Origin of the sequence: Undibacterium sp. 5I2, assembly GCF_035019605.1 — a bacterium.
Taxonomy (GTDB): domain Bacteria; phylum Pseudomonadota; class Gammaproteobacteria; order Burkholderiales; family Burkholderiaceae_D; genus Undibacterium.
In genome coordinates this window covers 119,398-139,512 of record NZ_JASJVS010000004.1, presented here as the reverse complement: position 1 = coordinate 139,512, position 20,115 = coordinate 119,398, and the positions used below count along the sequence as shown (strand labels likewise).

Below are 20,115 nucleotides of genomic sequence, written 5' to 3'. Positions count from 1 at the left end.
GGAATGACGAGGTATGCGGTGTTTCAGGTGTAAAAAACGTCCATCAGGCTTTTGCGACAGCCTCTGAAGGCCGGGGTTTCAAACCCTAGTCAGATTTTTGATCAAATTGTCCGGGCCGACCTCGCGGATATCGCGGGTGCCGGTCAAGGCCATACTGACATCTAATTCTTTGTGCAAAATTTCCAGCATGGTGGTGACGCCTTGCTCGCCCATGGCACCGAGCGCATATAAAAACGCCCGTCCTATCATGCTGCCCTTGGCCCCGAGTGCGGTGGCTTTGAGTATATCTTGACCGCTGCGGATGCCACCGTCGAACCAGACTTCAGTCAGATGACCGACCGCTTCGACGATGGCCGGCAGCGCCTGAATCGACGACATCGCGCCATCCAACTGGCGGCCGCCATGGTTGCTGACCACGATAGCGTCGGCACCGGCGGCCACGGCCAAGCGCGCATCTTCGACATCGAGGATACCCTTGAGTACTAATTTACCACCCCATTCTTGCTTGATCCAAGCCACATCCTCCCAATTCAAGCTAGGGTCGAACTGACTGGCCGTCCATTGACTGAGCGTCAGGATACCGTCGCCGCCGGCGACATGGCCGACCAGATTGCCGAAGGTCTTGCGACCGGTCAGCGCGCGCAGCGCCCAAGCCGGCTTGGTCGCCAGATCGAGCAGATTGGCCAAGGTCAGCTTGGGCGGCACCGACATGCCGTTCTTGATATCTTTATGGCGTTGGCCGAGAATTTGTAAATCGAGCGTCAGCACCAGCGCCGAGCATTTGGCAGCTTTCGCGCGCTGTATCATTTCTCTCACGAAGCCGCGATCACGCATCACATAGAGCTGGAACCAAAACGGTTTGGTAGTAACGCTGACGATGTCTTCGATCGAGCAAATGCTCATCGTCGAGAGTGTGAAGGGAATCCCGAATTTTTCGGCGGCGATGGCACCGAGCATTTCGCCGTTCGCCCACTGCATACCGGTCAAGCCGGTCGGCGCGATCGCCACCGGCATCGTCACCTCTTGGCCGACCATGGTGGTGCGGGTCGAGCGGTGTTCGACATTGATGGCGACTCGTTGGCGCAGCTTGAGGGCGGCCAAGTCATCGGTATTGGCGCGGTAGGTGCTTTCCGTGTACGAGCCGCTGTCGGCGTAATCGTAGAACGCTTTCGGTACACGTTTTTTAGCTAGCAGACGTAAATCTTCTACACAGGTGATGACTGGCATGGGGCGCTCTCTGAGGGAGGGTAAATAGTCTGCAAAGTGTAGGGGATTTCTGCTCGGTGATGGGGGAAAAGCTTGCAGCGATCAGATGAAGTATTTTCAGGCCAGTGCCGTCTGCTCCAAAAAATGTTCACAGACAAAACTGCGCAACCATTGATTGCCATGGTCTTGATGATAGCGGCGATGCCAAAACATATGCGTTTCGAGTTCCGGCAGCGGCAGCGGCGCTGCGCTGTAGAGCAAGTCGAACGGTGCGGCGGCACGTTCGGCCAGCTTGTGCGGCACGGTCACGAGTAAGTCGCTGCGGCTGACGATATACGGGACGGCGACGAAGTGCGGTACTTGTAAATGTGCTGCGGCAGAAATGCCGGCTTTTTGCAAGGCTTGATTGATACGCACATACGGTTCTTCGCGCGAGTCGACAATCAGGTGACGCGCCGCCGTGAAGTCGGCCAAGCTCAGGGTTGCCGCGGCCAGCGGGTGTGCGCTGCGGTACATGCAGACGTAATGTTGAGCAAACAGGCGACGTTGATACCAAGCTTGCGATAAATGATCGAAGGCACCAATCGCCAGATCGACCCGGCCCGCTTCCATTTCCGTGCGCAGATCGATGCTACTGGCGCGGACGGTGGCGATTTGTATCTGCGGCGCAACACAATGCAAGTATTCGGCCAGTACCGGCATGAAATACACTTCGCCCACATCCGTCATGGCGATGGTGAAACGACGGCGACTCGCGGCCGCGTCAAACCCGGGCGCAGCATTGAGGGCGCCGGTAATGCCCGTCAAGGCCAGTGCCACCGCATCGGCCAGTTGTTCGGCGCGCGCGGTCGGTTGCATACCGGCGGCGGTACGCACAAATAATTCATCGCCTATGCTGCGCCGCAGCCGCGCCAAGGCATTGCTGACCGCCGGCTGCGACAGGCCGAGCCGGCGCGCCACGCTTGAAATCTGACGGTGTTGAAAAATTTCTTGAAACACCACCAGTAAATTCAGATCGATATCTTTGGCTTCTAGCATTATTGATTTTATGAATGAACTGTATTCCCTCATTTATATAGGAAAAGCGCGGCGCTTGCATTAAAGTTTGCACTGATCTGCTCCTTCACTGCTCAGGAAAAAACATGACTTTGCTTTATCAAACCGGCTTTGCCAATGAGTTCGCCAGCGAGGCCTTGCCTGATGCACTGCCGCAGCACCAGAATTCGCCGCAGCGCTGTGCCTATGGCTTATATGCCGAACAAATTTCCGGCAGCGCTTTTACTGCACCACGGCATACCAATCGTCGTTCTTGGTTGTACCGAATACGGCCGGCGGCGCTGCATCAGCCGTTTCAACTCTGTGGCAACGGCAACATGAGTAATAATTTTTCTGCCGTGCCGAGCAGCCCCAACCAACTACGTTGGGATCCGCTGCCGTTGCCCGCGCTGGCCACCGATTTCATCGATGGCTGGGTCAGCATGGCCGGCACCGGTTCGGCCGATGCGCAGAATGGTTGTGCCATCCACATGTATGCGGCTAGCTCCGACATGACGACGCGCTTTTACTATAATGCCGATGCCGAATTGCTGATCATTCCACAGCAAGGGCGTTTGCATCTGCGCACAGAGCTCGGTTTGCTCGATATCGAGCCGCAGCAAATCGCGGTGATCCCACGCGGCATCCGTTTCCAAGTGCAACTGCCGGACGGCGCGGCGCGCGGCTATGTGTGCGAAAATTTTGGTGCCATGTTCAAATTGCCTGATCTTGGCGTGATCGGCTCGAATGGCTTGGCCAACCCGCGTGATTTTCACACGCCGGTGGCGTGGTATGAAGACCAAGAAGGCGAGTTTGAACTGGTGGCCAAATTCAGCGGCAATCTGTGGCGCGCCGCGATCGGCCATTCGCCGCTCGACGTGGTGGCTTGGCATGGCAATTTTGCGCCCTACAAATACGATTTACGCCATTTTAATACCATAGGTTCGATCAGTTATGATCATCCTGATCCATCGATTTTTCTGGTGTTGCAATCACCCAGCGATACACCGGGGGTTGATGCGATCGATTTTGTGATTTTCCCACCACGTTGGCTGGCGGCGGAAAACACTTTCCGTCCACCTTGGTTTCATCGTAATATCGCCAGCGAATTCATGGGCTTGCTACATGGGCAGTATGATGCCAAGTCGGCCGGTTTCCGGCCGGGTGGGGCCAGCTTACATAATTGCATGAGTGGTCATGGACCCGATGCCAGCACCTTTGAAGCGGCCAGTCGTAGCGATACCAGCTTGCCCCATAAGATCGATGACACCATGGCATTCATGATAGAAACACGTACTATCCTGAAACCGACCCGGGCTGCCATGGAAACGCCGCAGTTGCAGGCGGATTATTATCAGTGTTGGCAAGGCATTAAAAAACATTTCAATCCGGAGCAAAAATGACAGCAGTATTGAACGAAACGCATGACGTTAACCTGCGTAGCTGGGTGGCTTCTGCCAATCTGGCCGGGAGCGATTTCCCATTGCAAAATCTGCCGTTCGGGGTATTTCGCCGGCCTGGTAGCAAGCAAGCTTTCCGTATCGGTGTGGCCATCGGTGATCAAATTCTCGATTTGGCCGCGGCCCATGCCGTGCATGCCTTTGCCGGGTACACCGAATTACAGGGTGGTTACTTCACCGGCGCGATCAATGCCAGTAGCTTGAATGGTCTGATGGGCTTGGGTGCGCCGGTTTGGTCGGCCTTGCGTTTGGCGATTTCACGCGTGCTGCGCGAAGGGTCGAATCAAATGGGAACCTTGCAAGCCTGTTTGCTGGCACAAAGCGCGGCCGAATTCGCTTTGCCAGCACAAATCGGTGATTACACCGATTTCTATACCTCGGTACATCACGCCACCGCGGTTGGTAAATTATTCCGCCCCGACCAGCCTTTGCTGCCTAATTACAAATGGGTGCCGATCGGTTACCACGGCCGCGCCTCTTCGATTGGCATCTCGGGTCAGCAGTTTCATCGTCCACGCGCGCAAACCAAGGCCGCCGATGCCGAGCAGCCGAGTTTCGGGCCGGCCAAGCGCATGGATTATGAACTCGAAGTTGGCATCTTCATTGGCCAGGGCAATGCGCTCGGCACGCCGATTGCGCTCGAACAAGCCGAGTCGCATGTATTCGGTTTGTGTTTGTTGAATGACTGGTCGGCACGCGATGTGCAAGCCTGGGAATATCAACCCTTGGGTCCATTCTTGGCAAAAAATTTCGCCTCGACCATCTCACCTTGGATTGTCACGCTCGAAGCCCTGTTGCCGTATCGCCAGGCGTGGACGCGTGACGCGGCCGACCCACAACCTTTGCCGTATCTGGAATCAGACGCGCTGCGCAGCGGCGGTGCCTTTGATGTCGCGCTCGAAGTATTACTGCAGACAGAAACCATGCGCGCCGATGGCCAGCCGGCCGAACGCTTGTCGGTATCGAATTTCAAACATTCGTATTGGACCGTGTCACAATTGGTCGCACATCACACTGTTAATGGCTGCAACCTCAATTCCGGCGATTTACTCGGCTCCGGCACCCAGTCCGGGCCGCTGCCTGAAGAGGCCGGCTCGCTGCTGGAACTGTCCGAAGGCGGCAAAAAAACCCTGCAACTGAGCAATGGCGAGCAACGCGTTTTCTTGGCCGACGGCGATACCGTCATCATGCGTGCTTGGGCCAGTAAAGAAGGCTGCCCGCGCATCGGTTTCGGTGAAGTGCGTGGCACTTTGTTGCCGGCACGAGAAGTCTGAACGCAGCGTCAACAGTCAACGGCCGCACGGTGAAAGCTGCGGCCGGTTTCTCCTCGGCGGAGTAGGCGTAAGTTTGGGTTTCCTGCTTTGTGAAAGCAAAACAAAAAATCAAATGTAGTGTAAGATTGTATGTACAAAATATTTGAATGGGACGAAGCAAAAGCCGCCCGTAACTATCACAAGCACGGTGTGTTATTTCAGGTCGCGGCGCAGGTTTTTTTTGACCCGTTGGCCGTATCTGTTCCCGACCGCATTGAGCACGGAGAACAACGCCAGGGAAGCGCAGATTTAATCCAAGCGGTTTGTCCGCTGCCACTGAGGCGCACTGCTGCGTTGCCTTTCGCTGTCAATAGTCGACTATTGACAGCGAAAGGCGCCTTGCATTGCATCCTCATTGGCAACGGCCAATTCCACTGCGATTAAATCTGCGCTTCCCTGGCAAACCTTAGGCATGGTCGAAGGGTGTTTGTTGCTTCTCGTGGAACACACGCTGAGCTGTGATGATGGCATAAGCGAAACAGTGCGCATCATTTCAGCACGCAAACCGACGAAACAGGAGAGACGGTACGATGAAAACGATGAGATATGAACACGCTCACTTGCCAACTTTAAGCCAAGAACAACGCGCTGAACTGGCCGTCTTAGCCGCCTTGCCCGACGACGCTATCGACTGCAACGACATTCCGGTACTGAGCGACGTAGCGTGGGCCAACGCCGTACAGGGACGCTTCTACAAAGCCATTAAAAAGCCCCTGACGGTCAGATTGGATGCCGACGTGCTGGCTTGGCTCAAGAGCCAAGGCAAGGGTTATCAGACCCGAATGAACAGCATTCTGCGCGAAGCGATGCAAAAGGATGTACGTAAGTCCTGAGGCCGTGCATCGGCGCTCGCTTCCCTTGGTATTCAAGCGCCGCCCGCTCAGTCTTAATCACTCTCAAGATGCAAGTTAATCACCGTGCCGCTCGTGCTCGGCGTGGCGCACGGCTCATCATCAAAGGCGATATCGCCATCGAGGCGCGGCTGACCGTCGATGCTGAGTTCGCGGAAATTGAATAAATCTTTATCCATCAAGTGCGAAGGCACCACGGTGGAGAGCGCTGAAAAAATACTGTCGACGCGACCGGGGAATTTCTTGTCCCATTCGCGCATCAAACCCTTGATTTGCTTGCGCTGCAGATTTTCCTGTGAACCGCATAAATCGCAGGGGATGATAGGGAATTGCTTGACCTCGGCATAGCGTTCGGTATCGGCTTCTTTCACATACGCCATTGGACGAATAACAATGTGCTTGCCGTCATCCGACTGCAGTTTGGCCGGCATGCCCTTGAGTTTTCCGCCAAAAAACATATTCAAGAAAAACGTTTCCAAGATATCATCTCGGTGATGGCCGAGCGCGATCTTATTCGCCCCGAGTTCATCGGCGACGCGGTACAGAATGCCGCGGCGCAGGCGTGAACACAAGGAGCAAGTGGTTTTGCCTTCCGGGATAAGCCGCTTGACGATGCTGTAAGTATCTTGATTTTCGATATGGTAGGCGACGCCTAACTTTTCCAAATACGCCGGTAGTATATCGGCCGGAAAATTCGGTTGCTTTTGATCCAGGTTGACCGCGATGATGTCGAAATTGATCGGTGCGCGCTGACGCAGCGTCATTAAGACATCGAGCAGCGCATAGCTATCCTTGCCGCCCGACAGACAGACCATGACGCGGTCGCCGTCTTCTATCATATTAAAATCACCGATCGCTTGGCCGACTTGGCGGCACAAACGCTTGTGCAGTTTGTTGTTTTCGTAGGTGATTTTTTCCTGCGATTTGCCAGTCACGCCCACATCGACGGGCGCGCTGACGGTTTCGTTGCTTGCTTGCATATCTAAACTCAGGCTTCATTCTTGATTTGAAATACTTCCACGCCGACGCCTTCGCAATCGGGATACACATCGGGCTTCATGGTCGAGACACAGACGGCACGCGCGCGCGGGTGGGCCAGCATGATGCGGGCGACATCGTCGCACAGGGTTTCTTGCAAATGAATATGGCCTTGGGCTACGCGCTGGGCAATCGATGAGCGCATGAAATCGTAGTCGACTACTTCATCGAGCTGATCTTCACGCGGAGTCGACAGGGCCAATGGAATATACAAATCGATATTGATGAGCACGCGCTGTTCGCCGCGCTTTTCGAATTCGTGTACACCAATATTGATGGAGATTTCATAGTTGCGTAAGAACAGACGACGGCAATTGGCGAGTTGTGGATGATGTAGTACGGATAACATAGGGGGCTCGATCAGTGAGAAGTAAGGGGTGAGTCGGGGGCAGTAGCGAGAAACATCACATCGCGCTGCAAAGCAATAAGGTGCTGGCCGCCATCGACGACGATGGTGGTACCGGTAATGGCCGGGCAAGCGGCGATAAAACAGACGGTCTGGGCAATGTCGTCGGGGCTACTCGAACGTCCTAAGGGCGTAACTTGGTGGGCGTGTTCAAAATCAGCCTCACTTTGATGGCCAGACACCATGGTGATGCCAGGTGCCACCCCGACCACGCGCACGCGCGGTGCCAAGGCTTGCGCCAATACGGTCGTAGCACATTGCAGCGCCGCTTTTGACAGCGTATACGACAGAAAATCAGGATTAAGATTATACAGTTTCTGATCGAGCAAATTGATCACACATGCCTGCTGCCCAACTGGGGTGGCGGCATACAGTGCTTGCGCCAGTAACAGCGGGGCGGCCAGGTTGGCGTGCATATGGCGATCAAGGCAAGCGTGGCTGAAACTGTCGGCGCGGTCTTCTTCAAACAAGGCGGCGTTATTGACGATGCAATCGATGCGCCCCCACACTTGATGGGCGCGCTCGAACAGTGCCCGCGTCGCCGTTTCGTCGGCCAGATCGGCGCCGAGCGCGCAGGCGCGGGCACCGAGCGCCTCGAGTTCGGCCACCACTTGTGCGGCCGCGCCGGCCGATTGGCCGAAATGGACGATGATGTCCCAGCCTTGCGCGGCCAGAGTGAGTGCGATGTGGCGCCCGATGCGGCGTGCCGCGCCGGTAACAAGGGCGACACGTCGGTCGCCGGCAATGAACTGTGTCATGGAAATTCTTTACTGAGTTTGCTGGGTTTTTTATACAATGCCGGTATGCAAAAATTATCTCTGCCCCTGCCGGCGTCCGATGCATTGGCTGCATCGCAAGCCTTGCAACAAGTAATCATCGAAGAAATCCGCGCTGCTGCGGGTTCCATCCCCTTTTCACGTTATATGGAATTGGCCTTGTATGCACCCGATTTGGGTTATTACAGCGGCGGCGCGACGAAACTGGGTAAAGACGGCGATTTTACAACGGCACCGGAAATGTCGCCGCTCTTCGCTGCGGCCTTGGCTACTTTGGCCGCACCGATCTTGGCGCAAACTCAGCCGCAAGTCATGGAGTTCGGTGCTGGCAGCGGCAAGCTGGCGCGCGACTTCTTAATTGAATGTCACTTGTCGGGCATCACGATAGAGCGCTATTTTATCGTGGAATTGTCCGGCGAATTGCGTGCGCGTCAGGAAGATTTACTCAAAGACTATCCGCAAGTGCAATGGCTGCAGCAAATGCCGCCAGCTTTTTCCGGTTTGGTACTCGGTAATGAAGTGCTCGATGCCATGCCGGTCGACTTGCTGCTCAAGACCACCGAGGGCTGGCACGAACTCGGCGTAGCCGAGAGTGCCGATGCGACGCGCTTGATTTACCGTGCGCGTGGCAATGGCTTGCAATTAGCGCAACAGATTCCCGCAGCCGACCTGTTACCCGAAGGCTACGTCACGGAAGTGCATACGCAAGCCATAGGCTTCATGCACAGCGTGGCCCAGATGTTGTGCGCCGGCCGGGCCGAAACCGGTTTAGGCGGCGCGGCGCTGTGGATAGACTACGGTTTCCCAGCGCATGAGTATTATCATCCTCAACGCAATGAAGGCAGCCTGATGTGTCATTATCGCCATCACGCCCACCCTGATCCCTTCTATTATCCGGGTTTGCAAGATATCACCGCGCACGTCGATTTCAGCGCGATCGCACGTGCCGCCTTGGAGGCGGGCTTAGAATTGCTCAGTTATACCAGCCAAGCTGCCTTGTTGCTCGAATCCGGTATCGCCGATTTGTTGGCGCGTACAGATGCGCAAGAAAGCCTGCGCTATTTGCCGCAAGCGAATGCCTTGCAAAAACTGGTCTCGCCGGCAGAAATGGGTGAGTTATTCAAAGCGCTGATCGTCGGGACGGGCATCGACGTGCCGGTCGGCTTATTGCGGCATGACCGTTGTCATCGCCTTTGAGCCGGAAAGGATGCCATTGATGTTACGTTGGACGCTGACGATCATGCTGGTGCTGGTCGTTTTATCGCACGCCTTACCTTGGTTAGGGAAATTCGGTTTGGGCCGTTTGCCGGGCGATTTGCGCTGGCGCTGGTTTGGTCGGTCGTTTTCCTTACCCTTGGCATCGACGATAGTGATTTCTCTGCTGTGCTTATTGTTAGCCCGATTCTTTAAATAGTGACGATAGTGTTTCATCTATGCTGCATCAAAGAAAGTATTCACGCTTATTCTCTATCACTTTAATATAATGACATGGTGTTAAGGCGGTCCAACTGCCGACACAGACAAAAACAGAAAAGGGTGACATGAGCGAACTCAGCGACATTCGGGCATTGCTCATTGAACCGCATCAGGGCATGCGGGTCAGTTTGCACAATATGCTCAATTTATGCGGCATCACGAAAATCGAACATTCGTTGACTGCCGGAACAGCTGTACGGACCATACAGTCCAAAGTATTTGATTTGATTTTATGTGAGTATGACCTCGGCGTTGGTCAAGATGGTCAGCAATTGCTCGAAGACATGCGTCATCACAAGCTCTCACCCTTGTCGACCATTTTCATCATGGTGACAGCCGAGCGTTCGTATGCCAAAGTCGTCAGCGCAGCCGAATTGGCACCTTCCGATTACTTGCTTAAGCCATTTACCGCGGACATGCTGCTTGAGCGCGTGATTCGTGCGATCGAGAAGCGCAAGGCCTTCGTCGAAGTCTATGCGCTCATGGAGACCGGCGCGGTCAGCGAAGCGATTACCGCCTGTCATCACGGCGAGCGCGAATATCCGCGCTATGCGATCGACTTCATGCGCTTGCGCGCCGAATTGCATGTGGTGTTAGGTGAAGCGAGCGAAGCCGAAGCGCTCTATGTGCTGTTATTTGAGATGAAAGCCGTGGCTTGGGCGCGTCTGGGCTTGGCGAAAACCCTGTTCATGCAAGGCAAATATCAAGAAGCCGAAGCAATACTCAAAAATTTGGTGGCCGAGAATAATAAATTCATGGATGCCTACGATTGGCTGGCGAAAACCCATGAAGCCATCGGTGAGTTGCCGGAAGCGAAAGTGGTACTCGATACGGCGGTTGCCGTGTCACCGCATGCGGTGCGGCGTTTGCGCAATTTAGGCCGACTCGCGATGGAAACGGGAGATCTTGCCGGAGCCGAAACGGCATTTAAAAAAGTTGTCACTAAAGCTAAGTTCTCTGAGTTCCGCGACCCCGAAGATCATATGAATTTGGTCGATGCCTTGGTCAAAAAGGGCGATACTGAGCAAGCCAAATCGGTGATACGCGACATGGAAAAGAACATGGTCGGCTTGAAAAAGACCGCCGCCTGTCGCGCCATTTCAAGCGCCATGGTGCACGCCAAAACGGGCGATGTGCGCTTGAGTGATGAACTCAATGTCGCGGTCGAAGCGGCACGAGAAGATGTAGGCTTGTCGACCGGTGCCAAACTCGGTCTGGCCAGAAGTTGTTTGGAAAATAATAAAGAAGAGCACGCTTCCGACATCGTCCTCGGCGTCATGAAGAACGCCAGCAATCAGGCCGTCATGAGCCGCGCCATGGATGTGTTTGAAAAAGCGGGCAAGGGCCAAATGGCCAAGGACCTGGCGCATCGCAGCCAGAAAGAGGTGATGGATTTGGTGGCGATGGGTGTGCAAAAGGCCAAGCAGGGCGATTTCCGCGGCTCGGTCGATTTGATGTTTGCCGCTGCGCGCAAGTCACCGGATAACCCGCAGGTGGTGATGAATGCCGCTTTGGCAGCCTTGAAGTGCCTGGAAAATCTCGGTTGGGACAGCACTATCGGTGAACAAGCCAGAGTACTGATCGAAGCTGGGCGTCGGCTTGATCCGATGAATCCACGCTTGAAAGCGATTCGCGGTTTGTATGATGATTTGCAGAAAAAATATGGGATGAGCGCAACGCGTCAACAGAAACTCTGATCCTGAGCTTACCCTGACTCTGATAGGCGAAAAGACCACAATAATGGCCAATCCTGACATGTCGTTTCCTATTTTTCACGCAGCGGAATCGCCGCGTGAGGCTTTGCTGCGTAAAATCAACGACGAAACGGATTTACCCTCGCTCGGGGTAGCCATTGCGCAAGTCTTGCAGATCACCTCGTCGGGCGAAGATTCGGTGGCACGCTTGGCGCATTTCGTGTTGTCGGATGTGGCACTTACGCAAAAAATTCTGCGTCTCTCGAATACCGTTCAATACCGCGCCAGCGCTGGCAGCGCGGTGACGACCGTGTCGCGCTCGATCTTCTTGCTCGGTTTCGATACCGTCAAAGCCAGCGCCATGGCGATGTTGTTGGTCGATTGTTTTAAAAACAAGGCGCAAGCTGGCCATGTGCGTAAAGAATTGATCCATTCTTTGTGTGCCAGCATCATTGGCCGTCAGATGGCGCAACGTGGGAAATTCCAAAATGCCGAAGAGGCGGCCGTTGCGGCCTTATTCAAAAATATTGGACGGGTCTTGATTGCCTCTTACGATCATGCGCTGTACGGCCGCATTGTCGCACTCGCAGACAGTGCTCAAGTCAGCTTGCCCGAGGCGGCCGCGACCTTGCTGGGCTGCAGTTTTGAGCGCTTCGGTGAAATGGCTTTGCAAGAATGGAAAATTCCCGAAGCCATCATTCAGTCCTTGGCCCCGCTGCCCCATGCTGAATTGAAAAAGCCGGTGCACAGGATAGATTGGCTCAAGCAAGTCGCCAGTTTTGCCGATACCCTGGCGACCCTGATTTTATCGGGCAAACAGCACGAGCATGGCCAAGTGGAGGCGATATTACAGCGTTATGGCAAAGGCCTGGAGCTCGACCGCAGCCTATTGACCAATATGCTCATGCAGGTCGACAGCGAGACCCGGCAAATGGCCAAAAGCATGGACTTGGCGCTGCCACCCTTGCATGGTGAAGCGACGCAGAGCAGTGGCCAAAACGGCATACCGAGTGAGTTTTTACTGCGCACCGAGGATGTCTTGCCGTCACAAGAATCGGAGCGCTATCCCAGTGGCAAACCACGCAATGCGCGCGAGTTACTGCTCGCCGGCGTGCAGGATGTGACGCAGATGCTGGCTTCGGAAGAACTGAAACTCAATGATTTGATCTTGTTGGTACTTGAAACGCTCTACTCAGCCATGGGATTTCGCTTTGCCACCGTGTGTCTGCGCGATTTGAGCAGCAACCGTTACGTGGCCAGAGTGGCGGTCGGTGAACAGTACGCGCAGCGACAAAAACATTTTCACTTTCCAGTTAAGCATGAAGCCGATTTGTTTCACCTGTCGATGACAAACAATGTCGATGTCATGATCGCCGATGCCCAGACCGCAAAAATACGTAGCCTGTTGCCGGCCTGGTACCAGGAAAGCATGCCCGATGTGCACAGCTTCATCATCTTACCCTTGGTGATACAAAAAAAACCGCTGGGCTTGTTCTATGCCGATCGCGCCGTCTGCGCCGACGAAGGTGTCTCGCCCGATGAAACTGCCTTGATCAAAACGCTGAAAAGTCAGTTGCAAGCGGCCATGCTGCGTGGCTGAGTCAACATAGACTCTCGGCGAGAACCTGATGTTGATTCTTAATCCTGCAGCCTGCGAAATCGGATCGAATGCCCCGTTTCGGGAGCGCTCACTGATCCGATTGATGCATTGGATCAGCGAGCGCCTTTCAAAAAATTACTTATCGAAAGAAGCAGTAGATCACTAGTGCCGCAAGCGTGGCACCAAATAGAAACCCATTGGAAAAAGCGAAAAAAAGCTTATCGGGTGTTTGTTTGGAACTCATGATGAGGAGCCGCTAAAAAATAAGATGTGATCGAGGGTTTATTTTGACAGCCAAAGACCGACAGCCGCTGCTGCCGCACCTGATCCGAATCCGTAAGCAAACGCCAACATTGGGACTATCCCACCCGATACCTGCTCTATTTCCTGAGTCGTCATTTCTTGTATGCCGGGCTGATACAAATTTGAGGTTTGAGTCATATTGAATTCTCCAATATATCAATCAGAGTGAACATAGGATATCGAAAGGATAGTAACAAGTACTAAGAAGACAGCTGGGAAATGCTGTCGTCGGCCATTTCTCTGTCCAACTCGCATGCAGTAAACCGAGAGACAGATAAAAAATACCATAAAGAGCCGTGCGGTGTGAAGCGCTATCGATGTAGGAATTTTCTGAAAATAATGAGGGGCGAAAGTAAGTTAATCCGCACTGCCCAAGCTCAAACCTTGTTTCTTCGCCAAAGCGTGAACATCTTGCCAGATCGTCATTTGATTGAGCAAGCGCGTCGCCGGGTCGATCAGCGCATTGAGGTTGAAAAAACGTTCGAGTGCCGTCTCATCCATATTGCTGCGCTGAGAGAAATTGATGCGGCCATATTGTTTCCGGAAAGCTGCCAACAAATCTCCTGGCGTATCTTTATGCCAATTTTGCATCAAACCGCCGACCATTAAGGCGGTGTCAGTCGTTTGTTCCAAGCTGCGTGGATTGCGCGCCGCACTGACATCGCGGTAATCGAGCAGGCGTGGAAAGTAGAACTGTTTGATCCAGCTGGGTGGAATGCCGCCGGCGCGCTGCAAAGTACCGCTACGCCATAATTTCCAACTTCTTTCGGCTTGCTCGGTACTGACAAAGTGCGCATCGGCTTGCAATTCGCAATCTTCCTCAAGCACCATCTCCACCACGATAGGCAAACCGACTTGCTGGGCAATTTCTTCGAGTTCAGGAAATTGTGGCTTGTCGCCGCGATGCTCTTGCAAGGCAGTTACGAATTGGCCCATCGTCTCCGGATAGCGCTGATGCAGCTCACCGGTATTGCGACAAAAACCGGCGCAGGCTGAGAAGTACGCCATCAACTCGCCGATGGCAACGCCATCGACGGCGCTTTGATCGGCGTCGGCAAACACATGGCCGGGTCGGTTACCGGGGATGCCGTTGCGTAACAGTGGATAGAGTTCGGTCGAAATAGCGCCGAATTTAACGGTGCTGCCGGCGGCAAGTTTGAATTGACTCATGCTTGTGTACTTTCTTGAATAGTGACGGTAGAGCTTGCGGCGCTCTGGCTATCCGGTTCGCTGAGGTTCAAGCGAAAGCGGCTCCGACGCCGCTCAGCACCAAGATGCCGAGCACGGCAAACAGGGTGGCGGCGACGATGCGGACTAATTTGAAGGGGAAATTCGGTGCCGCGATCTTACCGAGAAACACCGCCGGCACATCGGCGATGAGCATGCCCAGCGTGCTGCCGGCGATGACCATGGCGAGATTGCTGTACTTGGCCGCCAACGCGACGGTGGCGAGTTGGGTCTTGTCGCCGATTTCGGCGATGAAGAAACTCGCCACCGTGAGCATGAAGACGCCGTAACGGCTTTCATTGATGCCGGTAGCGTCGATATCGTCGGGTTTGAGCGTCCAGGCGGCAATGCCAAGGAAAGACAGTCCCAGCGCCCAGCGTAAGATATGTGCCGGCACATGGCTGGCAACCCATTGCCCGAACAGGCCGGCCAAGAGGTGATTGGCCAGCGTCGCGACCAGAATGCCGAGTATGATGGGCAGCGGCTTTTTGTAACGTGCCGCCAGCAATAAGGCCAGCAACTGGGTTTTGTCGCCGATTTCACCGATGGTGATGGCTAAGACTGAAACGAGGAAGGCTTCCATGATGGTATTTTCGCGGGACCGGCAGTAGGGCTGACGGCCAGCGTCGCAGGGCCGGTCGGCCTCGCATGTGGCGGGCCGCTCAGAGAGCGCGCATTATACCGCATCATGATGTAGGAAAAGCTACTTGCCAGCGGGGCAGCTTGGTGCGCCGTAGAGTAATTGACGCAAATTTAGTTTATATTGTTATAATTGCAAAAACATAAGTCAGCAAGGGTGTCCGTATGAGTGCGTTTTTCAGCCATTTCATGGTGTTTTGGTCAGTCGAAGAGTTAAATGCCAATATCATCATTTTTCTCAACTTGGCCGGCGCGATGTTGCTTGGCTTTGTAGTCGGTTATGAACGTTTTTACCATGGCCGCGCCGCCGGCATGCGCACCTATGGTCTGGTCTGCATGGCCTCGGCGGCCTTGGTTGTGATCGCCGGTTACCCGGATTTTTGGTACGGTGGGCGCGCTTTACACCCGGTCAACCTCGATCCGACCCGGGTCATGCAAGGGATAGTCACCGGCGTCGGCTTTCTTGGGGCCGGGGTCATTATGAAAGATGGTTTTACGATCAGTGGCCTGACTACCGCTGCTTCGCTATGGGCTTCGTCGGCCATCGGCATCATGGTTGGAGTCGGTTTTTATGCGGCGGCGATCTTGTTGGCTTTGCTGTCGGCCGCCTGTATGGTGTTGGTGCAGAAACTGGAAGCCTGGCTGCCATCGCGCGCAGCGATTGCCATTACTTTGCGCTTTAAGCCTGGTTTTGCGCCGCAAGAGGGCTATCTCAGTGCCAAAGCACGCGAACGCGGCTACGACATCATGAGCGGCACGTTGTTCATTATCCACACCAACGGTGCGGATGAATGGCGCTTCGTCGCGATTGCCGCCGATAAAAAGCTCGCACGCTCGATAACCGCCCTGTCAGCGGATCTGCAAAAATTTGAAGGGGTCGAGTCGTTCCAGTTAGCGCACGCGAAAAATTAAGATTGCGCAGGAGCATCACTGCACTTTTTGCCGTGTTTTCACATTTAGTGCTTGACACTGAAGCCTTTGATCTCTATAGTTCGGGGTTCCCTACGGAGGGGTGGCCGAGTGGTTAAAGGCGACAGACTGTAAATCTGTTCTCTCTGAGTACGCTGGTTCGAATCCAGCCCCCTCCACCATAGGAAAGAATTTTTTTAATAAGTAACGGCTGAAGTGGTGGCCCCTGCGGGTGTAGCTCAATGGTAGAGCTGAAGCCTTCCAAGCTTATGACGAGGGTTCGATTCCCTTCACCCGCTCCAGTCTTATTTTGCACGATTAATGTGTGTAGTATATGCCCTTGTAGCTCAGTGGTAGAGCACTCCCTTGGTAAGGGAGAGGCCACGTGTTCAATCCACGTCAAGGGCACCAAAATAGAGCTGGTGTATTCAAAAGTCTGAAGTCGTCGGGCGCGTGCCTGAGTATTCTCATCAAAATCGTTAGGAGTCCAAAATGGCAAAAGGTAAGTTCGAACGCACCAAGCCGCACGTCAACGTCGGCACAATTGGTCACGTTGATCACGGTAAAACTACACTGACAGCAGCGATTGCCACCGTCTTGTCGAAAAAATTCGGCGGCGAAGCGAAAGCCTACGACCAGATCGATGCAGCACCGGAAGAAAAAGCACGCGGTATTACGATCAATACTGCTCACGTCGAATACGAAACAGCTGCGCGTCACTATGCGCACGTTGATTGCCCAGGCCATGCCGATTATGTTAAAAACATGATCACCGGCGCGGCACAGATGGATGGCGCGATCTTGGTTTGTTCGGCAGCTGATGGTCCTATGCCACAAACACGCGAACACATCTTGTTGGCTCGTCAAGTTGGCGTTCCATACATCATCGTATTCCTGAACAAATGCGACATGGTTGATGATGCAGAATTGCTCGAATTGGTAGAGATGGAAGTGCGCGAGTTACTGGTGAAGTATGACTTCCCAGGCGACGACGTGCCTATCATCCAAGGTTCGGCTAAATTGGCACTCGAAGGCGACACGGGCCCATTGGGCGAAGAAGCCATCATGAAATTGGCGAATGCACTCGATACTTACATCCCTACACCGGAACGTGCTATCGACGGCGCCTTCTTGTTGCCAGTGGAAGATGTATTCTCGATCTCCGGTCGCGGTACAGTGGTAACCGGTCGTATCGAACGCGGTATCGTTAAAGTCGGCGAAGAAATCGAAATCATCGGTATCAAAGACACGGTCAAGACAACTTGTACTGGCGTTGAAATGTTCCGTAAATTGCTCGACCAAGGTCAAGCTGGCGATAACGTCGGTGTTCTGTTGCGCGGTACTAAGCGTGAAGATATCCAACGTGGTCAAGTGTTGGCAAAACCAGGTTCGATCAAACCGCATGCGCATTTCACAGGCGAGATCTATGTCCTGTCGAAAGATGAAGGCGGCCGTCATACACCATTCTTCAACAACTATCGTCCACAGTTCTACTTCCGTACTACGGACGTCACTGGTTCGATCGAGTTGCCAGCGGATAAAGAAATGGTTATGCCAGGCGACAACGTGTCGATCACAGTAAAATTGATCAACCCGATTGCGATGGAAGAAGGCTTGCGCTTCGCTATCCGTGAAGGTGGTCGTACTGTTGGTGCTGGTGTTGTTGCAAAAATTATTGAGTAATAGTTAGGAAATAATGCGGTGACTGGCCAAAGTCATCGCATTCTTCAAGTGGTTCTAAGCAGTAGGGGTGTAGCTCAATTGGCAGAGCGTCGGTCTCCAAAACCGAAGGTTGTAGGTTCGATTCCTACCGCCCCTGCCACCATCAAGGCCGCAGGGCACCGAAAGTAAACAAGTATGTCTAATCATTCCGTTCAAACAGTCAGTACTTCCAATGACAAGTACAAAGTCATTCTGGCAGTGGCTGCTATGCTTATTGGAATCGCTGCTTTTTATATTCTCGCCGGGCAGTCTACATTGATCCGTGTCGCCGCATTGCTGGCAGGTTTGTTGGTTGCCGTTGGTTTGGTTGCAATCTCGGACATGGGCAAAAATTTTGTTGAATTCGCCAAAGAATCTGTTCGTGAAACGAAAAAGGTTGTTTGGCCTACACGTAAAGAAGCTACTCAGATCACAGCCGTGGTATTCGGTTTTGTTCTTGTTATGGCAATCTTTCTCTGGGGGGCAGATAAGCTCCTCGAGTTTGTGTTATATGACGTAATCCTCGGATGGAAAAAATAATGAGCGAGAACATTCAGGAAAACGAACAAGGTACAGCGCCAGAGGTGTCTGTACCTAAAAGTACTAAAAAATGGTATGCCGTACACGCTTATTCCGGTATGGAAAAAAGTGTACATCGCGCTCTGGTAGAGCGTATTGATCGTGCTGAGATGCAAGATTTGTTCGGTCGTATTCTGGTGCCGACGGAAGAAGTGATTGAAGTTCGTAACGGCCGCAAAGCTGTCACTGAGCGCCGCTTGTTCCCAAGCTATGTGTTTGTCGAGATGGATATGACTGATGACACTTGGCATTTGGTAAAAAACACCAGCAAAGTTACCGGTTTCATCGGCGGTAAGTCGAACAAGCCATCGCCGATTCCGCAGCATGAAATCGATAAGATTCTGCAGCAAATGCAAGATGGCGTAGAAAAGCCACGGCCGAAAGTGCTTTACGAAGTTGGCGAAGTGGTACGCATCAAAGAAGGTCCGTTCACTGATTTCAACGGCAATGTTGAAGAAGTCAATTACGAGAAATCAAAAGTGCGTGTGACAGTAACAATCTTTGGTCGTGCTACCCCGGTTGAGCTCGATTTCGCGCAGGTCGAAAAAGTCTAAGTTTTCGTTGTTCAGTACGGAGAGAAAGCAATTTCTCTGAAACTGAGATAGCAGTAAAGAGGAGCCTGGCCGATCATATCGACGAGGCGCTACTACTCAATTCATGAAGGAGCCAAACATGGCAAAGAAAATCATTGGTTTTATCAAGCTGCAAGTGCCAGCTGGTAAAGCAAACCCATCCCCACCGATTGGCCCTGCTTTGGGTCAACGTGGTCTGAACATCATGGAATTCTGCAAAGCTTTCAATGCGCAGACTCAAGGTGTTGAGCCAGGTATGCCTATTCCTGTTGTGATCACAGCATTTGCGGACAAGTCTTTCACATTCGTGATGAAGACGCCTCCTGCAACTTACATGATCAAAAAAGCAGCCGGTATCACTAAAGGTTCACCAAAGCCACATACTGACAAAGTCGGTTCCATCACTCGTGCTCAAGCTGAAGAAATCGCGACCGTTAAACGCGCTGATTTGACAGCCGCCGATATGGACGCTGCAGTGCGTACAATCGCCGGTTCCGCTCGCTCGATGGGCATCACGGTAGAGGGTCTGTAATGGCTAAGTTATCTAAAAAAGCAAAATTGCTGGCAACTAAAGTTGACCGTTTGAAAGTATATCCATTTGACAATGCTATCGCTTTGATCAAAGAATGTGCTACAGCAAAATTCAATGAATCGATCGACGTATCGGTACAACTCGGTGTTGATCCTAAGAAATCTGATCAAGTCGTTCGTGGCGCTGTTGTTTTGCCAGCTGGTACAGGTAAATCGGTACGCGTAGCGGTTTTTGCACAAGGTGCAAAAGCTGAAGAAGCGAAAGCTGCCGGTGCTGATATCGTTGGTATGGAAGATTTGGCTGAGCGCATCAAAGCCGGCGACATGCCGTTTGACGTCGTCATCGCCTCGCCTGACACCATGCGTATCGTCGGTACCCTGGGTCAGATCCTCGGCCCACGCGGTTTGATGCCAAATCCGAAAGTCGGTACTGTTACTCCTGACGTCGCTACAGCAGTTAAAAATGCCAAAGCCGGTCAAGTTCAGTATCGTACAGATAAAGCAGGTATCATCCACACCACAATCGGTCGCAAATCCTTCGCTGATGGCGATTTGAAATCGAATCTGGTGGCCTTGATCGAAGCATTGAACAAAGCAAAACCAGCCTCAAGCAAAGGCGTGTATCTGCGTAAAGTCTCTATCTCATCGACGATGGGTGCAGGCGTACGTGTTGATCACGGTAACCTGGCTTAAGCTGTAAGAATCAAGTCCTGTCACCTTGTGGTAGGCGCATCTTTGGGCCGTTTGTTGCTGGCATCATGGCGGCAAACGGAGTGTCAAAGACCGTGGGGCTGTTCAT

At 53.2% G+C, this 20,115-nt stretch carries 22 protein-coding genes and 4 tRNA genes; 18 read left to right on the top strand and 8 right to left on the bottom strand.

What is annotated here, in order from left to right:
• Positions 1-78: 78 nt before the first annotated feature.
• Both QN359_RS03165 and QN359_RS03160 read right to left on the bottom strand, forming a co-directional pair.
• A complete protein-coding gene (locus tag QN359_RS03165) occupies positions 79-1,227 on the bottom strand; it encodes an alpha-hydroxy acid oxidase (protein WP_322249984.1) in 1,149 nt (382 codons plus the stop codon).
• Between the two features lie 96 nt (positions 1,228-1,323).
• Positions 1,324-2,244: a LysR family transcriptional regulator gene (locus QN359_RS03160; protein WP_322249983.1), complete on the bottom strand. Its 921-nt coding sequence runs from the start codon at positions 2,242-2,244 to the stop codon at positions 1,324-1,326.
• A gap of 104 nt (positions 2,245-2,348) precedes the next feature.
• Here QN359_RS03160 and hmgA point away from each other — a divergent pair, with 104 nt between their 5' ends.
• The 4 genes from hmgA to QN359_RS03140 all read left to right on the top strand — a co-directional run bounded on the left by hmgA (position 2,349) and on the right by QN359_RS03140 (position 5,847).
• Positions 2,349-3,644 carry a homogentisate 1,2-dioxygenase gene (gene hmgA / locus QN359_RS03155; RefSeq protein WP_322249982.1) on the top strand — a complete coding sequence of 432 codons (1,296 nt, stop codon included), beginning with the start codon at positions 2,349-2,351 and terminating at the stop codon, positions 3,642-3,644.
• A complete protein-coding gene (fahA, locus tag QN359_RS03150; protein ID WP_322249981.1) occupies positions 3,641-4,975 on the top strand; it encodes a fumarylacetoacetase in 1,335 nt (444 codons plus the stop codon). The genes hmgA and fahA overlap by 4 nt, the downstream gene beginning before the upstream one ends.
• Before the next feature lie 129 nt (positions 4,976-5,104).
• Positions 5,105-5,398: a BrnT family toxin gene (locus QN359_RS03145; protein ID WP_322249980.1), complete on the top strand. Its 294-nt coding sequence runs from the start codon at positions 5,105-5,107 to the stop codon at positions 5,396-5,398.
• 146 nt (positions 5,399-5,544) lie between these two features.
• Complete coding sequence (locus tag QN359_RS03140) at positions 5,545-5,847, top strand: BrnA antitoxin family protein (RefSeq protein ID WP_322249979.1); 303 nt, start codon at positions 5,545-5,547, stop codon at positions 5,845-5,847.
• Between the two features lie 53 nt (positions 5,848-5,900).
• Here the strand turns inward: QN359_RS03140 and ttcA are convergent, their stop codons facing one another.
• From ttcA to QN359_RS03125, 3 genes are read right to left on the bottom strand one after another with little or no spacing between them, the layout of a single operon-like run.
• Complete coding sequence (gene ttcA, locus QN359_RS03135) at positions 5,901-6,845, bottom strand: tRNA 2-thiocytidine(32) synthetase TtcA (RefSeq protein ID WP_322249978.1); 945 nt, start codon at positions 6,843-6,845, stop codon at positions 5,901-5,903.
• A gap of 8 nt (positions 6,846-6,853) precedes the next feature.
• On the bottom strand, positions 6,854-7,252 hold the full coding sequence (locus QN359_RS03130) for a dihydroneopterin aldolase (RefSeq protein ID WP_322249977.1): 399 nt from the start codon (positions 7,250-7,252) through the stop codon (positions 6,854-6,856).
• Positions 7,253-7,263: 11 nt separating this feature from the next.
• Complete coding sequence (locus tag QN359_RS03125) at positions 7,264-8,067, bottom strand: SDR family oxidoreductase (RefSeq protein ID WP_322249976.1); 804 nt, start codon at positions 8,065-8,067, stop codon at positions 7,264-7,266.
• Positions 8,068-8,112: 45 nt separating this feature from the next.
• Here QN359_RS03125 and QN359_RS03120 point away from each other — a divergent pair, with 45 nt between their 5' ends.
• The 4 genes from QN359_RS03120 to QN359_RS03105 all read left to right on the top strand — a co-directional run bounded on the left by QN359_RS03120 (position 8,113) and on the right by QN359_RS03105 (position 12,855).
• Positions 8,113-9,282 (top strand): class I SAM-dependent methyltransferase, encoded by a 1,170-nt coding sequence (locus tag QN359_RS03120; protein ID WP_322249975.1) that lies wholly within the window; start codon positions 8,113-8,115, stop codon positions 9,280-9,282.
• 19 nt (positions 9,283-9,301) lie between these two features.
• Positions 9,302-9,499, top strand: a complete 198-nt coding sequence (locus QN359_RS03115) for a DUF2905 domain-containing protein (protein ID WP_322249974.1) — start codon at positions 9,302-9,304, stop codon at positions 9,497-9,499.
• A 127-nt stretch (positions 9,500-9,626) separates the two neighbouring features.
• A complete protein-coding gene (locus tag QN359_RS03110; RefSeq protein WP_322249973.1) occupies positions 9,627-11,258 on the top strand; it encodes a tetratricopeptide repeat protein in 1,632 nt (543 codons plus the stop codon).
• Positions 11,259-11,301: 43 nt separating this feature from the next.
• Positions 11,302-12,855, top strand: a complete 1,554-nt coding sequence (locus tag QN359_RS03105) for an HDOD domain-containing protein (protein WP_322249972.1) — start codon at positions 11,302-11,304, stop codon at positions 12,853-12,855.
• Positions 12,856-13,137: 282 nt separating this feature from the next.
• Here the strand turns inward: QN359_RS03105 and QN359_RS20050 are convergent, their stop codons facing one another.
• The 3 genes from QN359_RS20050 to QN359_RS03095 all read right to left on the bottom strand — a co-directional run bounded on the left by QN359_RS20050 (position 13,138) and on the right by QN359_RS03095 (position 14,968).
• Positions 13,138-13,254 carry a class IIb bacteriocin, lactobin A/cerein 7B family gene (locus QN359_RS20050; protein ID WP_369124402.1) on the bottom strand — a complete coding sequence of 39 codons (117 nt, stop codon included), beginning with the start codon at positions 13,252-13,254 and terminating at the stop codon, positions 13,138-13,140.
• Positions 13,255-13,515: 261 nt separating this feature from the next.
• Positions 13,516-14,328: a hypothetical protein gene (locus QN359_RS03100; protein ID WP_322249971.1), complete on the bottom strand. Its 813-nt coding sequence runs from the start codon at positions 14,326-14,328 to the stop codon at positions 13,516-13,518.
• Positions 14,329-14,395: 67 nt separating this feature from the next.
• Positions 14,396-14,968, bottom strand: a complete 573-nt coding sequence (locus QN359_RS03095; RefSeq protein ID WP_322249970.1) for a TMEM165/GDT1 family protein — start codon at positions 14,966-14,968, stop codon at positions 14,396-14,398.
• 221 nt (positions 14,969-15,189) lie between these two features.
• Here QN359_RS03095 and QN359_RS03090 point away from each other — a divergent pair, with 221 nt between their 5' ends.
• From QN359_RS03090 to rplA, 10 genes are all read left to right on the top strand, one after another.
• Complete coding sequence (locus QN359_RS03090) at positions 15,190-15,936, top strand: MgtC/SapB family protein (RefSeq protein ID WP_322249969.1); 747 nt, start codon at positions 15,190-15,192, stop codon at positions 15,934-15,936.
• Between the two features lie 94 nt (positions 15,937-16,030).
• Positions 16,031-16,115, top strand: a tRNA-Tyr gene (locus QN359_RS03085).
• A gap of 46 nt (positions 16,116-16,161) precedes the next feature.
• Positions 16,162-16,235, top strand: a tRNA-Gly gene (locus QN359_RS03080).
• Positions 16,236-16,269: 34 nt separating this feature from the next.
• Positions 16,270-16,344 (top strand) — tRNA-Thr (locus tag QN359_RS03075).
• An 81-nt stretch (positions 16,345-16,425) separates the two neighbouring features.
• Positions 16,426-17,616, top strand: coding sequence for an elongation factor Tu (gene tuf / locus QN359_RS03070; protein ID WP_322249902.1), 1,191 nt, complete (start codon positions 16,426-16,428; stop codon positions 17,614-17,616).
• Between the two features lie 63 nt (positions 17,617-17,679).
• Positions 17,680-17,755, top strand: a tRNA-Trp gene (locus QN359_RS03065).
• Positions 17,756-17,790: 35 nt separating this feature from the next.
• The gene (gene secE, locus QN359_RS03060; RefSeq protein ID WP_322249968.1) at positions 17,791-18,174 is read left to right on the top strand and encodes a preprotein translocase subunit SecE; all 384 of its coding nucleotides are present in this window, start codon (positions 17,791-17,793) and stop codon (positions 18,172-18,174) included.
• On the top strand, positions 18,174-18,767 hold the full coding sequence (gene nusG, locus QN359_RS03055; protein ID WP_322249967.1) for a transcription termination/antitermination protein NusG: 594 nt from the start codon (positions 18,174-18,176) through the stop codon (positions 18,765-18,767). The genes secE and nusG overlap by 1 nt, the downstream gene beginning before the upstream one ends.
• 118 nt (positions 18,768-18,885) lie before the next feature.
• Positions 18,886-19,317, top strand: coding sequence for a 50S ribosomal protein L11 (rplK, locus tag QN359_RS03050; RefSeq protein ID WP_322249966.1), 432 nt, complete (start codon positions 18,886-18,888; stop codon positions 19,315-19,317).
• Positions 19,317-20,009, top strand: a complete 693-nt coding sequence (gene rplA / locus QN359_RS03045; RefSeq protein WP_322249965.1) for a 50S ribosomal protein L1 — start codon at positions 19,317-19,319, stop codon at positions 20,007-20,009. Before rplK ends, rplA begins: the two co-directional genes overlap by 1 nt.
• Positions 20,010-20,115 lie beyond the last annotated feature (106 nt).